This is a genomic window from Rhodobacter maritimus (assembly GCF_058747975.1).
On the sequence record NZ_CM179095.1, the window covers coordinates 3,099,618 to 3,113,148 of the forward strand.

The following is a 13,531-nucleotide window of genomic DNA, read 5'->3' on the forward strand; positions in this document are numbered from 1 at the left end:
GACATTCCAGGAGGTTGTTCATGCTCCGATTCACGGGCGCGGCACTTGTCGCCGCAAGTCTGGCTGGCGCCACCCTTGCGGGCGATGTCACCCATTTCACGCTGGACAACGGGATGGAAGCCGTCGTGATCGAGGATCACCGCGCCCCCGTCGTGGTTCACATGGTGTGGTATCGCGCGGGCTCGGCCGACGAGGTGCCGGGCAAGTCCGGCGTGGCGCATTTCCTGGAACACCTGATGTTCAAGGGCACCGACGATCTTGCCCCCGGCGAATTCTCTAAGACGGTGGCGGCCAATGGCGGCTCGGACAATGCCTTCACCTCATATGACTATACCGCCTATTTCCAGCGCATCGCGGCAGACCGGCTTGACCTTGTGATGGGCATGGAGGCCGACCGGATGCGCGACCTGATCCTGTCCGAGGACGACTGGAAGACCGAGCTTCAGGTCATCATCGAGGAACGCAACCAGCGCACCGACAGCGACCCGGCCGCGATCTTCGGCGAGCAGCGGCGCGCAGCGCAATACCTCAACCATCCCTATGGCCGCCCGGTCATCGGCTGGCGCCACGAGATGGAGGCGCTGACCCGCACCGACGCGCTTGACTGGTATCGCCGCTACTACGCACCCAACAACGCGATCCTCGTCGTGGCGGGCGATGTCACCCCCGACGAGGTGCGCGCCCTGGCCGGGCAGCATTACGGCCCGCTGGAACCGACCCCCGGCCTTGCCCCCCGGCAACGGGTGAGCGAGCCGCCGCAGCTTGCCGAACGGCGCCTGCGCTTTCCCGATGCGCGCGTGGCCCAGCCCTATGTCATGCGCACCTATCTTGCGCCCGAACGCGACCCGGGCGATCAGACCCGCGCCGCGGCCCTGACGATCCTTGCGGAACTGCTGGGCGGCAATTCGGCGACCTCGGTCCTGGGGCGCGCGCTGGTCTTCGACTCGGGCTGCGCGCTTTACGCTTCGGCCTTCTATGACGGGCTGTCGCTTGACGACACCACCTTCACCCTTGTCGCGGTTCCCGCCGCCGATATCGGCCTGGACGAGCTGGAGGCGGACATGGATGCCGCGATCGCCCGCTTCATCGACGAGGGCGTGAACTCCGACCAGTTCGAGCGCGTCAAGACGCAGCTCATGGCGGCCGAGATCTATGCCCGCGACAACGTGGAAGGCCTTGCCCGGCGCTATGGCGAGGCAATGGCCACCGGCCTGAGCGTCAAGGACGTGACCGCCTGGCCCGAGACGCTGATGGCCGTGACCGAGGCCGACGTGATCGCCGCCGCGCGCGAGCTGTTCGACCGCCGCCGCGCCGTCACGGGCTATCTGGAAAAAGCCGAAACCGGGGGAACGCAATGATCCGCTTTGCACTGGGCGTTCTTGCCGCCGCATGGCTTGCCCTGCCCGCGCAGGCCGCGGTCGCAATCACCGAGGTGACATCGCCGGGGGGGATCCGCGCCTGGCTGGTCGAGAACCATGACCTGCCCTTCACCGCGCTCGAGATCCGCTTCAAGGGCGGGGCCAGCCTTGACGCCCCCGGCAAGCGCGGGGCCATCAACCTGATGACCGCGACGCTTGAAGAGGGCGCGGGAACGATGGACAGCCAGGCCTTCGCCGAAGCCGCCGAGGCGATCGCCGCGCAGATCGGCTTCGGGGCCAATGACGACGCGGTCTCTGTCTCGGCCCGGATGCTGACCGAACACCGCGACGCGGGCGTGGAGCTGCTGCGCGAGGCGCTGATCAACCCGCGCTTCGACCAGATCGCGCTGGAACGGGTGCGCGGGCAGGTGCTGTCCTCGATCGCGTCGCAGGCCAAGGACCCGCAATCCATCGCGGGCGACACCTTCGCGCGCCTCGCCTATGGCGATCACCCCTATGGCAGCGCAATCGACGGCACCGCCGAAAGCGTGAAGGCGCTGACCCGCGAAGACCTGTTCGACGCCAAGGCCCGGGTGATGGCGCGAGACCGCCTGTTCGTCTCGGCCGTGGGTGACATCAGCGCGGACGAGCTTGGCGTTCTTCTGGACCGGCTTCTGGGCGAGTTGCCCGAGACCGGCGCCACCATGCCGCCGCGCGCCGAACTGGGCCTGGTGGGCGGGGTGACGGTGGTCGATTACGACAGCCCGCAATCGGTGGTGATCTTCGGGCAGAAGGGCATCGCCATGGACGACCCCGATTTCTTCGCGGCCTATGTGCTGAACCACATCCTTGGCGGCGGCGGCTTCTCGGCCCGGCTGATGGAAGAGGTGCGCGAGATGCGCGGCCTGACCTATGGCATCGCCTCCTATCTCGTGCCGATGGATCTGGCGGAAACCTGGCAGGGCTCTTTCGCATCGGCCAACGAGAAGGTCGCCGAGGCGATCGCGGTGACGCGGGCCGAATGGGCGCGCATCGCAAGCGGCGGCGTCAGCGAACAGGAACTTGCCGATGCCAAGACCTACCTGACCGGCGCCTATCCGCTGCGTTTCGACGGCAACGGGCCGATCGCGGACATATTGGTGGGCATGCAGATCTCGGACATGCCGATCGACTATGTGAACACCCGCAACGCCCGTATCGAGGCCGTCAGCGCCGAAGATGTGGCCCGTGTCGCCAGACGGCTGATCGACGCGGAAAGCCTGCGCTTCGTGGTGGTGGGCCGGCCCGTCGGATTGTGACTGCGGCGGCCGAATCTGTGGCCCTTTGGTCCGGGTTCTGCTATCTGTAGTGGTATGAACGCCTCTCAGCCCAAAATAGGCTCATCGCGCCCGATCATCCGCCAGCTGGATGAAACCGCCGCCAACCGCATCGCGGCGGGCGAGGTGGTGGAACGCCCCGCCTCGGCGGTCAAGGAGCTGGTGGAAAACGCGCTCGATGCGGGGGCCGCGCGGATCGACATCGCCTATGCCGATGGCGGCAAGACGCTGATCCGCATCACCGACGACGGTTGCGGCATGACGCCCGAGGATCTGCCGCTGGCACTGTCGCGCCATGCCACCTCGAAGATCGACGGATCGGACCTGCTGAACATCCATACCTTCGGCTTCCGCGGCGAGGCGCTGCCCTCGCTTGGCGCGGTGGGGCGGCTGTCCATCACCTCGCGCGCCGAGGGGTTCGAGGCCGCGCAGATCACCGTGTCGGGCGGGCGCATCGCCCCGGTCCGGCCCGCCGCGCTGAACCGCGGCACGGTGGTCGAGCTGCGCGACCTTTTCTTCGCCACCCCCGCGCGGCTGAAATTCCTGCGCACCGACCGGGCCGAGGCCGGCGCCATCGCCGATGTGGTCAGGCGGCTGGCGATGGCCGAACCCTATGTCAGCTTCACCCTGCGCGACATGTCGGCCGACGCCTCCGGCAAGGGCGGGAACGGGCGCGAGGTGTTCCGCGCCGACGCCGAACAGGGAGAGATGTTCGACGCGCTCGAACGCCGCCTTGCCCGTGTCCTCAACCGCGAATTCACCGACAACGCGCTGCGCATCGACGCCGAGCGCGAGGGCATCCGCCTGACCGGATTCGCCGCCCTTCCCACCTATTCGCGCGGCGCGGCGGTAGAGCAGTTCCTGTTCGTCAACGGCCGTCCCGTGCGCGACAAGATGCTGACCGGCGCGCTGCGGGGCGCCTATATGGATTTCCTCTCGCGCGACCGGCACCCCGCCGCCGCGCTGTTCCTGAGCTGCGCGCCCGAACAGGTGGACGTGAACGTGCACCCCGCCAAGGCCGAGGTCCGCTTCCGCGAGGCCGGCATCGCGCGCGGGCTGATCGTCAGCGCGCTGCGTCACGCCCTGGCCGAGGCCGGGCACCGCGCCTCGTCCACCGTGGCGACCGCGACGCTTGGCGCCATGCGTCCCGAACCCGCCGGCGGGGCGGCGCCGCACATCTACCAGATGGATCGCCCCTCGGCCGGGGCGCTGCGCATCGCCCATGGCGCGCAGGCGCCCGTCTTCGACGAGGCCCCGCAACCCTTCGATGCCCCCTTCGCGCCGGCCGCGCGGGCCGAGGCCCCTCCGCCGGAGGCGCCCGAACTGACCCGCGCCCCCCTTGGCGCCGCCCGCGCGCAGCTGCACGAGAATTACATCATCGCCCAGACCGAAACCGGCATGGTGATCGTCGACCAGCACGCCGCGCATGAACGGCTGGTCTATGAACGGCTCAAGCGGCAGATGGCGGAAAAGGGCGTCGCCGCACAGGCCCTGCTGATCCCCGAGATCGTGGAGCTTTCCGCACAGGATGCCGCGCGCCTGCTGGAGGTGGCCGGTGATCTTGCACGGCTGGGCCTCGGGATCGAACCCTTCGGCGGAAGCGCCGTGGCCGTGCGCGAAACCCCCGCGATCCTGGGAGAGATCAACGCAGCAGCACTTCTGCGCGACATCCTCGACGAACTGGCCGATCTGGGCGACAGCCAGAAGCTGCGCGCCAGGATCGACGCGGTTCTCAGCCGCATGGCCTGCCACGGCTCGGTCCGCTCCGGCCGCCAGATGCGTGCCGAAGAGATGAACGCGCTTCTGCGCGAGATGGAGGCCACGCCCCATTCGGGCCAGTGCAACCACGGCCGCCCCACCTATGTGGAACTGAAACTATCCGATATCGAACGGCTTTTCGGGCGCACATGATCCAGATCGGCGACACCCCCTATCCTCTTGACCATCCGCTGGTTCTGGCCACGCTCGGCGGGGCGGCGGCACTGCTTCTGCTGTTCGTTCTGGTGGTGCTGACGCTGCGGGCCTCGGGCCGTTCGGCGCGCGCGCTGGACCCGATGGTGGCGCAGATGGTGGCGCTCGGGCAGCGCGTTCAGGGCCTGTCGGACGGCCAGCAGCAACTGGCCGGCGGCCTGCATCAGGTGACCGAGGCGCAAACCTCAAGCCAGACGCGGGTGCTTGCACTGATGGAACAGCGGCTGGCCGATGTGTCGCGCGGCATGACCGAAAGCCTGCACGGCACCGCCACGCGCACCGCCCGTTCGCTGGGAGAGCTGCAACAACGCCTCGAGGCGATCGACCGCGCGCAGGCCAACATCGAGAAGCTCTCGGGCAATGTGCTGGGCCTTCAGGACATCCTGTCCAACAAGCAGACCCGCGGCGCCTTCGGCGAAATCCAGCTGCACGACATCGTGCAAAAGGCCCTGCCCGGCGATGCCTTCACCATGCAGGCAACGCTTTCGAACGGCCGGCGCGCGGATTGCCTGATCCACCTGCCCAACCCGCCCGGTCCCATCGTCATCGACTCCAAATTCCCGCTCGAAGCCTATGAGGCCCTGCGCCGCGCCGAAAACCAGAGCCAGACGATCGAGGCGCAGCGGATGATGCGCGTGGCCCTGCGCGCGCATATCAAGGCAATCTCGGAACGCTACATCCTCGAGGGCGAAACCGCCGACGGCGCGCTGCTCTTCCTGCCCTCCGAGGCGGTCTATGCCGAACTGCACGCCAATTTTCCCGAACTTGTGCGCGAAGGGTTTGCCGCCAAGGTCTGGATTGTCTCGCCCACCACCTGCATGGCCACGCTCAACACCATGCGCGCGGTGCTGAAGGATGCGCGCATGCGCGAACAGGCGGGCGCGATCCGCAAGGAACTTGCGGCGCTTTACGCCGATGTGGACCGGCTGGGCACGCGGGTGGACAATCTCGACCGCCATTTCGGGCAGGCCGCGAAGGATCTCGAGGATATCAAGATCTCGGCTGACAAGGCCGGCAAACGTGCCCGCCGGCTGGATAATTTCGACTTCGAGGAACTCGCCCCCGATACCGATGCCACGCGCGTGGTGCAGATCAAGCCCTGACCCCGCCAAGGCCCCCGGAATTTCAGCGCCCTCACACCGCCAACCGGCGCAAGGCCCCTTGCGTCGGGGCCTGCTTGGCGCAAGACTGTATCGCGACAGGAGACCAGAATGCTTCACATCAGCCCCGCGAAAATCGCCCATGTCATCATCCGCGCGCGCAAGTTCGACGCCGATGTTCCCGGCTCGGGCCAGGGCCGCGAATTGCGTGCCTTCATCGGGGCGCTGAACGAAGACGAACAGGCCGCCCTGACCGCCGTCATGTGGATCGGCCGGGAAACCTTCGACGCCGCCGAATATGACGAGGCCTTCGAAACCGCCCGGGCCGAAGCCACCGCCCCGACCGAGGATTACCTGCTGGGCAACCCCATGCTGGCCGATCACCTGGAAGACGGGCTGAATGCCCTCGGCCTCAGCCTCGAAGAGGCCGAAGAAGACATCAACCCTTCGGTCTGATCCCCCGACGACATGCAAAAGGGGGCCGCCGCCCCCTTTCATCTTCGCCCAAATATCCCGGGGGGTGCGGGGGGTGGACCCCCCGCCTTCCATCATGCCACCAGACGGTAGCCCCCCGATTCCGTCACCAGCAGGCGCGCATTCGACGGATCGGGCTCGATCTTCTGGCGCAGACGGTAGATATGCGTCTCCAGCGTGTGGGTCGTCACCCCGGCATTATAGCCCCAGACCTCGTGCAGCAGCACATCGCGCGCCACCACGCCATCCGTCGCCCTGTAAAGGAACTTCAGGATATTGGTTTCCTTCTCGGTCAGCCGGATCTTGCGATCCTTCTCGTCGATCAGCATCTTCATCGCCGGCTTGAACGTATAGGGGCCAAGCTGGAACACCGCATCCTCGGATTGCTCATGCGTGCGCAACTGCGCGCGCAGCCGCGCCAGAAGAACGGGAAACTTGAACGGCTTGGTGATATAGTCGTTCGCGCCGCTGTCCAGCCCCAGGATCGTATCCGCATCCGTATCGTGCCCGGTCAGCATGACGATGGGGCATTTCACGCCCAGCTTGCGCAGTTTCTTGCACAGCTCGCGCCCATCGGTATCGGGCAGGCCCACATCAAGGATCGCCAGGTCGTAAAGCGCCTCCTTGGCCTTCTCGACGGCCTCCGCCCCCGAGCCAGCCTCGAAAACGTCGAAATCATCGGTCGCCACCAGCTGCTCGGCAAGCGCCTCGCGCAGGTCGGTATCGTCATCCACCAGAAGGATCTTCTTAAGTCCTGCCATCTCGGCCTCCTCTGTTCTGCGCCCAAGCTGTCGTCCCATCACGGCCCCGGCAAGGGGTGTGAAATCTTTCTCACGCGGACGTGTCGCAGCACCGGGAAATGTTTCAATTTGTTTCACGCAGGTCTATCAGTTGGCCATGGAACACCACGAGCAACCCCTTGGCCCGACCACCGCCGAGCGCCTCAACCGCGCGCGCGCCGACCTGCGCATGGGCCTTCCGGTCCTGCTGTCCGATCACATGCTGGCCGTGGCGGTCGAAACGCTTTCGCCCGAAAGGCTCGCCGCGATGGCGGGGATGGGACCGCTTACGCTTGCGCTGACTGCGCGGCGGGCCGAAACCCTCAAGGCGCGCGCCTATGACGGCGATCTTGCCCGGATCGAGGTGCCTCCGGGCGCCGACCTGCGCTGGTTGCGCGCCCTGGCCGACCCGGCCGACGATCTTCTGGTGCCCATGAAAGGCCCGTTCGTCAGCCGCCGCGGCGGGTCGGCCGAACTGGAACGCACGGCCCTCGCGCTCGTGAAATCCGCACAGCTTCTGCCCGCGGCCCTCCTCGTGCCGCTGACCGGCCCCGCCCCTGACGGACTGACCTGCCTGCCCGCCCCCGAAGCCCTGCGCCTGCTGGCCGCCGAAACCCGCTTCGGCCCGGTCGCCGCCGCCCGCGTGCCGATGCGCGCCGCCGAACAGGGCCGGCTGCACGTCTTTCGCCCCGAAAACGGCGGCGAGGAACATTACGCCATCGAGATCGGCGCCCCCGCCCGCGATGCCCCCGTGCTCGCACGCCTGCACTCGGCCTGCTTCACCGGCGATGTGCTGGGCAGCCTGAAATGCGATTGCGGCGCCCAGCTCGACGCCGCGCTGACCCAGATGGGAACCGAGGGCGCGGGCATCCTGCTCTACCTCAACCAGGAAGGCCGCGGCATCGGCCTTGCCAACAAGATGCGCGCCTATTCGCTTCAGGATCAGGGCTTCGACACGGTCGAGGCCAATCACCGCCTCGGCTTCGAGGATGACGAACGCGATTTCCGCATCGGTGCCGCGCTGCTCAGGAAGCTCGGCTTCTCGAAGGTCCGGCTTCTGACCAACAACCCCGCCAAGGTCGCCATGCTGCAAGCCAACGGGATCGACGTGACCGAGCGCGTCCCGCTGCGCGTCGGCATGGGGCGCCACAACGCGCATTACCTCGCCACCAAGGCCAGAAAATCGGGGCATATCCTGTGATGCGCCTCACCCCGCGGGGGCTGCTGTTCCGCGGCCGCTGCCTGCCCGCCGAAATCGGTCGCGCGGGGCTCAGCGCGGCGAAACACGAAGGCGACGGCGCCACCCCCATCGGCACGCTGCACATCCTTGGCATGCTCTACCGCGCCGACCGGCTGGCGCGCCCGGCGCCCTGGGCGCGGCCCATCGGCCCGCGGGATCTGTGGTGCGACGCCCCCGCCGATCCGGCCTATAACCACCCCGTCCGCGCGCCCTTCTCCGCCAGCCACGAACGCATGGCCCGCCCAGACCCGCTTTACGACATCGTCCTGATCACCGACTGGAACCATCCGCAGGCCCGGCCCGGCAAAGGCTCCGCCATCTTCCTGCATCAGCGCCGCAGGCCGGGCTACCCGACCGCCGGCTGCATCGCACTTTGCCGCAAGGACCTGCTCTGGCTCGCCCGGCACCTGCGTCCGGGCACCGGACTCGTGATCCCCGATCTCGCCTGCTTTCATCTTCGTGCAAATATCCCGGGGTCCGGGGCAGCGCCCCGGCCCAACCGTCCCCCGCGCGACAAGGCCTAGCGCCCCGCGTAGTCCCGCGCCCCGAATATGGCCGAGCCGACGCGCACATGCGTGGCGCCCGCGGCGATCGCGGCCTCGTAATCGCCCGACATCCCCATCGACAACCCCGCCAGCCCGTTGCGCGCGGCCATCCCGGCCAGCATGGCGAAATGCGGGGCGGCATCCTGCGCCTCGGGCGGGATGCACATCAAGCCCACGACCGGCAGATCGAGCGCGCGGGCGCGCGCCACGAAATCATCCAGATCGCCGGGCAATAGGCCCGCCTTCTGCGGCTCCTGCCCGGTATTGACCTGCACGAACAGATCCGGGCTTGCCCCCCGCGCCTGCGCCAGGCGGGCAAGCCTTTCGGCCAGGGACGGACGGTCGAGCGTGTGGATCGCCTCGAACAGCTCGACGGCCTGCCGCGCCTTGTTGCTCTGCAAGGGGCCGATCATGTGAACCTGCACGCCGGGGAATGCCGCGCGCCATGCGGGCCATTTCCCGGCCGCTTCCTGCACATAGTTCTCGCCGAAAAGCCGGTGCCCTTCCTCCAGCACGGCCTCCACCCGGCCGGGCGGCTGCACCTTGGACACCGCGATCAGCCGCACCGATCCGGGCGCGCGCCCCGCGGCGGCCTCGGCACGGGCGATGCGCGCACTGACCTCACTCAGCCCCATGCTTCGCCCCCGCCGCCAGATCGCCAAGCGCCGCGATCATCGGCTCCAGGTCCTTCTCGTAGCGCTGCCATGCCCGCACCGACCCCGAAGAGATCGGCTGGCGCGCCTGATAGACCGACAGCGTATTGACCTTGCGCGTGCTCTTGTGAAAGTCGAGGCAGCGATCCTCCCATTCCAGCCCCGCCGCCGCGATCAGCTTGCGGCTTTCGACCTCGGGATCGGCGACCAGCGTCTCGTAATCGACCTCATGGATCCAGTCGGGCACGGTGGCGCGCCAGAACGCCACCATCTCGACGAAGCTGCGGTAATAGATCGCCAGGTCCTTCAGGTCATAGGCATAAAGATGCGTGCCCTCGGCGAACTTGTTCTTGTAGATCGACAAGAGCGTGTCGCGCGGATCGCGTCGCACCACGATGAACCGCGCGCGCGGCAGGGCAAGCTTCAGAAGCCCGATATGCATATAGGTCAGGATCGACTTGTCGGTGATCCGCGCCACGTCGGGAAAGCGCGCACCCAGCTTTTGCGCATAGTCATGGCCGATCGCGGCAATCGCCCCGGAGGGCAGGGTGGAGACCGGCGCGAATCCCCCGCCGTCGGCCGTGATCAGGCGCAGGGCCGCCCCGGCTGCCACGCCAGCCTCGCCCGCGCCCTCGACCTGCGAATGGGCGGCGATGATCTGCTCGACCAGCGTGGTGCCCGAACGCGGCATGCCGGTGACGAAGATCGGGGCGTAATCGCTTGTCCCCTCGACCCGCGCGGCGTGGAAATCGAACCCCGCATAGGCCGCCTTCAGCGCGCGCACCTCTTCCTGCCGCTGCGCGATATCATAGGGCCAGGCCTTGCGCATGAGGCCGTTGGCCACGTTCAGATACTCGAACACCCGGTCATACTGGCGCGTATCTTCCAGCGCCTTGGCGATGGCAAAGCCGAAATTCATCCGGTCGGTATCGGACAGGCTGTCCTGGTTGAACCGCGCGATCATCTGATCAAGAAGCGGATCGTCGGCCCCGGTCTTGTGCGAGGCGATGAACAGCCGGTACTGCTCGCCATTCGTGGGGTCGGCGTCGAAGCTGCGGCGGAAGAGAATCTCGGCCTCGTCAAAGCGTCCGAGGCTTTGCAGCAGCCCCGCCTTGCCGGACAGGCCCACGGCATTGTCGGGGGCGCGTTCCAGAACCCGGTCATATTCCGCCAGGGCCTCGGCGTCGCGGCCAAGCCGGGTCAGGGCCTGTGCCAGCGACAGGCGCGGCTGAAGCCCGGACGGATTGGCCGCAAGGGCCTGCCGGAATGCCTCTGCCGCCGCGTCATACTGCCCCGAGCGGAAGTGGATCTCGCCCAGCAGAAGCGCCGCGGGGGCGGATTTCGGCTCCAGCAGCGCGGCCTTGCGGGCATAGGGCAGCGCGCGGGGCTGCGCGCCCATCCGGTTCAGCGCATCGGCCAGGCCGACAAGCGCAGCGGGCCAGTTCGGCGCGGCGATCACGGCGGCGCGGAAGGCGCGCGCGGCATCCGTCAGGCGCCCCGCGTCGCGCAGGGTCACGCCAAGGTTGTTCTGCGCATCGGCATAGTGGCGGTCCTGCGCGACCGCGCGCTGAAAGCTGGCGATGGCCGCCTCGCGCGCGCCAAGCGTGCGTTGCGCAAGGCCAAGCACGTTGAGTAGGGCCGGCTCTTTCGGGTTGCGCGCAACCTCGGCGGCGGCAAGGCGCTGCCCCTCGGCGGCCTTGCCCGCCTGCATGAGCTTGGCGATCCGCTCATACCCCTTGCGGGCCGCGGGCGACATGCGCGGCTGCGGGCGCCCGCGATGACGGGCAAAGCGGTCCTGAAGGGCGATGCGGTGCGCCGGATCGAGCGGCGCGGATCGGAGCACGTCCAGAAACGCCCCCTCGGCCTCGGGGTCGGCCGCAAGGGCGGCGGCCTCGGCCCAGGCCAGCCAGACCACCGGCTCTGCGGGCTTGAGCGCGGCGGCGCGGTGTAGGTGATCCAGCGCGCGCGCGAAACGATCGGTCACCAGACAGACCCGGCCGATCGCGAAATGTACCTCGGCGATATCGGGATCGGAGGTCAGGATGCGGTCATAGCAGGCCAGTGCTTCGTCGAAGTGACGCTCGGACTGAAGTTTTTGTGCCCTGGCAAACAGAACCTGCACGGAATCGGATTTGGTTTGCGACATCAGGCTTGCCCTTGTCTGGGCCCGATCGGGCGGAACGCGCCGGACCTTAGCCCCCGCTTTGCGCCTTGTCGAGGCAGGGAGCCATAGCCCCAAAAAGAAAAGAGCGGGCCTTGGCCCGCTCTTCCCTGAGTAATGATCCTAAGATCAGAACGCCATCGAAACGCCCAGCGAGTAGGTCTCTTGGCCAGCGTCCGAACCGAACGCAGCGTCCCACTTGGAGTCGCCGTAGCCAGCATGGACCGACAGACCGCCGCCCAGGTCGTAGGCAGCCGCAACACCGAAGCCTTCGATGTCGCCAGCAGCGGTGTCCCACACGCCGTAGTTCGCGCCGATCGAGAACGCACCGGTGGTGTAGCCCATCGACAGCTGGGTGTGATCCCTGTCAGCACCAGCAATGCTCGAATCCCAGTCGGAGTACATGATGCCAGCCACGAAACCGTTGCCGAAGTCAGCGTTAGCCGCAACAGCGATGATGTCGAGGTCAGCAGCACCAACTTCAACGCTCTGGTAGCCGAGGCCGAGGCCAACAGCGGTCGAACCGAAGGTGGTGTTGTATTTCACACCGACGGCATAGCCAGCGTCGTTGCTCGAGTCGTCGAGCTCGGCCGAGATCGCGAACCCGAAGGCGCCCATGGTGTAGTCATAGCGCAGGTGCTGGTTGTCGTAGGTGCCGTCAGCGAAGGCGCCCATGTAACCGGCGTGGATGGTTTCGTCGTCGCCGATCGAACCCGGGTTGCCCACGGTTTCAACGATCGCCCAGTCGATGGCCGAGTCGATTTCGCCCATGGTCAGGGTGCCGAAAGCGCCCGAGATGAAGGCGGCTTCGTTGTCGATCGAAACGTTGCCGTTGGCGTCGCCTTCGACTTTCGAGAAGTCGAACGAAGCACCGAACGACAGGCCGGTGTCGGTTTCGCCGGTCGCTTTGATGCTCAGCGTAACGTCGTTGTGGAATTCCAGGTCACCGGTCGGGGCCGCAAAGCCCGGGTTGCCAACGCCGTCACCGCCGCCGACGAAGCCCATTTCGGCCGAGCCGGAGATGGCGATTTCCGCCGAAGCGGCGCCAGCGAACGCGACCAGAGCAGTCGTCGCAAAAAGAACCTTTTTCATCGTTTTCCCTCGTGTCTCTAAGGTCAACCCCAACTCAGGGGAATCCGAGTTGGGTATGTTTGCTATTTCACCCCTGACGCCCCGCTTTGCAATCGAAACGGACTTCGTGACGGGAAAGGTGCCGCGCATGGTGCAGTCTTGCCACAGTGCTGTGCCCCGGACCTTATACCGAATGCCGGGAAATGCCTTGTCGCCTTGCGGTCGCTGGGCTAGAGATCGGAACACCTGATAAGGTCGAAGCCGAACGGAGGCCGCTTGCCGATGACGATCCGAAATACCTTGCGCATGAGCGCCCTGCTTGCCCTGACGGTCGCGCTTGCGGGATGTGGCAACGGCATCAGCAGCGGAAACATCTTCTCTTTCGGCGGCGGGCAAAGCCCTCGGACAGCGGATACGCAGGACACCGAGCATGCCATGCGCCTGGACCCGCAGCAAAGACGCTCGACCATCTGGGACCTGTTCACCAACGCGCAGGATCCCAATGTCACCGTCGAGGTGAACAAATATCTCTGGCAGGCTTCGCTTGAAGTGCTGAACTTCCTGCCGATCCAGTCGGTCGATCCGTTCTCGGGCGTGATCGTGACGGGCTATGGCACCCCGCCGGGCGGCGGGCGGGCCTATCGCGCCACTGTCTATATCCAGGATCCGGCGCTGGATGCGCGCAGCCTGAAGGTCGCGCTGGAAAGCCGGGGCGGCGCGGTTTCCGCCGATACGGTGCGGGCGGTCGAGGACGCGATCCTGACCCGCGCGCGGCAGATCCGGATCCGCGATTCCAAGCTGTAATCCCCGCACCCCTGCCACGAGACAGCGCCCGGCGGCACGGCCGGGACGCTCCGCGGGGG

Annotated in this window: 12 protein-coding genes; 8 read left to right on the forward strand and 4 right to left on the reverse strand. The window is 67.1% G+C overall.

From position 1 onward, the window contains the following. Positions 1-14: 14 nt before the first annotated feature. The 5 genes from AC4PTO_RS15575 to AC4PTO_RS15595 all read left to right on the forward strand — a co-directional run bounded on the left by AC4PTO_RS15575 (position 15) and on the right by AC4PTO_RS15595 (position 6,201). On the forward strand, positions 15-1,358 hold the full coding sequence (locus AC4PTO_RS15575) for a M16 family metallopeptidase (RefSeq protein WP_492730001.1): 1,344 nt from the start codon (positions 15-17) through the stop codon (positions 1,356-1,358). Continuing rightward, entirely contained in the window at positions 1,355-2,656 is a 1,302-nt protein-coding gene (locus AC4PTO_RS15580; RefSeq protein ID WP_492730003.1) for a M16 family metallopeptidase, read from the forward strand. Before AC4PTO_RS15575 ends, AC4PTO_RS15580 begins: the two co-directional genes overlap by 4 nt. Before the next feature lie 54 nt (positions 2,657-2,710). Next, a complete protein-coding gene (gene mutL, locus AC4PTO_RS15585) occupies positions 2,711-4,585 on the forward strand; it encodes a DNA mismatch repair endonuclease MutL (protein ID WP_492730005.1) in 1,875 nt (624 codons plus the stop codon). After that, complete coding sequence (locus AC4PTO_RS15590) at positions 4,582-5,748, forward strand: DNA recombination protein RmuC (protein ID WP_492730007.1); 1,167 nt, start codon at positions 4,582-4,584, stop codon at positions 5,746-5,748. Before mutL ends, AC4PTO_RS15590 begins: the two co-directional genes overlap by 4 nt. 108 nt (positions 5,749-5,856) lie before the next feature. After that, complete coding sequence (locus AC4PTO_RS15595; protein WP_492730009.1) at positions 5,857-6,201, forward strand: DUF3775 domain-containing protein; 345 nt, start codon at positions 5,857-5,859, stop codon at positions 6,199-6,201. Positions 6,202-6,293: 92 nt separating this feature from the next. Here the strand turns inward: AC4PTO_RS15595 and AC4PTO_RS15600 are convergent, their stop codons facing one another. Next, on the reverse strand, positions 6,294-6,980 hold the full coding sequence (locus AC4PTO_RS15600) for a response regulator transcription factor (protein ID WP_492730011.1): 687 nt from the start codon (positions 6,978-6,980) through the stop codon (positions 6,294-6,296). A gap of 136 nt (positions 6,981-7,116) precedes the next feature. Between AC4PTO_RS15600 and ribA the strand changes: the two genes are divergently transcribed. Both ribA and AC4PTO_RS15610 read left to right on the forward strand, forming a co-directional pair. Next, positions 7,117-8,199: a GTP cyclohydrolase II gene (ribA, locus tag AC4PTO_RS15605; RefSeq protein WP_492730013.1), complete on the forward strand. Its 1,083-nt coding sequence runs from the start codon at positions 7,117-7,119 to the stop codon at positions 8,197-8,199. After that, the gene (locus AC4PTO_RS15610; RefSeq protein ID WP_492730015.1) at positions 8,199-8,762 is read left to right on the forward strand and encodes a L,D-transpeptidase family protein; all 564 of its coding nucleotides are present in this window, start codon (positions 8,199-8,201) and stop codon (positions 8,760-8,762) included. The genes ribA and AC4PTO_RS15610 overlap by 1 nt, the downstream gene beginning before the upstream one ends. On the opposite strand, the gene AC4PTO_RS15615 is transcribed toward AC4PTO_RS15610, so the two are convergent. From AC4PTO_RS15615 to AC4PTO_RS15625, 3 genes are all read right to left on the reverse strand, one after another. Next, on the reverse strand, positions 8,759-9,418 hold the full coding sequence (locus tag AC4PTO_RS15615) for a YggS family pyridoxal phosphate-dependent enzyme (RefSeq protein WP_492730019.1): 660 nt from the start codon (positions 9,416-9,418) through the stop codon (positions 8,759-8,761). The genes AC4PTO_RS15610 and AC4PTO_RS15615 overlap by 4 nt on opposite strands. Next, positions 9,405-11,582, reverse strand: a complete 2,178-nt coding sequence (locus tag AC4PTO_RS15620; protein WP_492730021.1) for a tetratricopeptide repeat-containing sulfotransferase family protein — start codon at positions 11,580-11,582, stop codon at positions 9,405-9,407. The genes AC4PTO_RS15615 and AC4PTO_RS15620 overlap by 14 nt, the downstream gene beginning before the upstream one ends. A 144-nt stretch (positions 11,583-11,726) precedes the next feature. Next, positions 11,727-12,689: a porin gene (locus AC4PTO_RS15625; RefSeq protein ID WP_492730023.1), complete on the reverse strand. Its 963-nt coding sequence runs from the start codon at positions 12,687-12,689 to the stop codon at positions 11,727-11,729. Between the two features lie 261 nt (positions 12,690-12,950). Between AC4PTO_RS15625 and AC4PTO_RS15630 the strand changes: the two genes are divergently transcribed. Then, positions 12,951-13,472, forward strand: a complete 522-nt coding sequence (locus AC4PTO_RS15630) for a DUF3576 domain-containing protein (RefSeq protein WP_492730025.1) — start codon at positions 12,951-12,953, stop codon at positions 13,470-13,472. Positions 13,473-13,531 lie beyond the last annotated feature (59 nt).

Bases quoted from the DNA above. Each gene is read 5' to 3' on its own strand.
- AC4PTO_RS15630 (WP_492730025.1), top strand. From the start codon at position 12,951: ATGACGATCCGAAATACCTTGCGCATGAGCGCCCTGCTTGCCCTGACG.
- AC4PTO_RS15625 (WP_492730023.1), bottom strand. From the start codon at position 12,689: ATGAAAAAGGTTCTTTTTGCGACGACTGCTCTGGTCGCGTTCGCTGGC.
- ribA (WP_492730013.1), top strand. From the start codon at position 7,117: ATGGAACACCACGAGCAACCCCTTGGCCCGACCACCGCCGAGCGCCTC.
- AC4PTO_RS15600 (WP_492730011.1), bottom strand. From the start codon at position 6,980: ATGGCAGGACTTAAGAAGATCCTTCTGGTGGATGACGATACCGACCTG.
- mutL (WP_492730005.1), top strand. From the start codon at position 2,711: ATGAACGCCTCTCAGCCCAAAATAGGCTCATCGCGCCCGATCATCCGC.
- AC4PTO_RS15610 (WP_492730015.1), top strand. From the start codon at position 8,199: ATGCGCCTCACCCCGCGGGGGCTGCTGTTCCGCGGCCGCTGCCTGCCC.
- AC4PTO_RS15620 (WP_492730021.1), bottom strand. From the start codon at position 11,582: ATGTCGCAAACCAAATCCGATTCCGTGCAGGTTCTGTTTGCCAGGGCA.
- AC4PTO_RS15580 (WP_492730003.1), top strand. From the start codon at position 1,355: ATGATCCGCTTTGCACTGGGCGTTCTTGCCGCCGCATGGCTTGCCCTG.
- AC4PTO_RS15615 (WP_492730019.1), bottom strand. From the start codon at position 9,418: ATGGGGCTGAGTGAGGTCAGTGCGCGCATCGCCCGTGCCGAGGCCGCC.
- AC4PTO_RS15595 (WP_492730009.1), top strand. From the start codon at position 5,857: ATGCTTCACATCAGCCCCGCGAAAATCGCCCATGTCATCATCCGCGCG.
- AC4PTO_RS15590 (WP_492730007.1), top strand. From the start codon at position 4,582: ATGATCCAGATCGGCGACACCCCCTATCCTCTTGACCATCCGCTGGTT.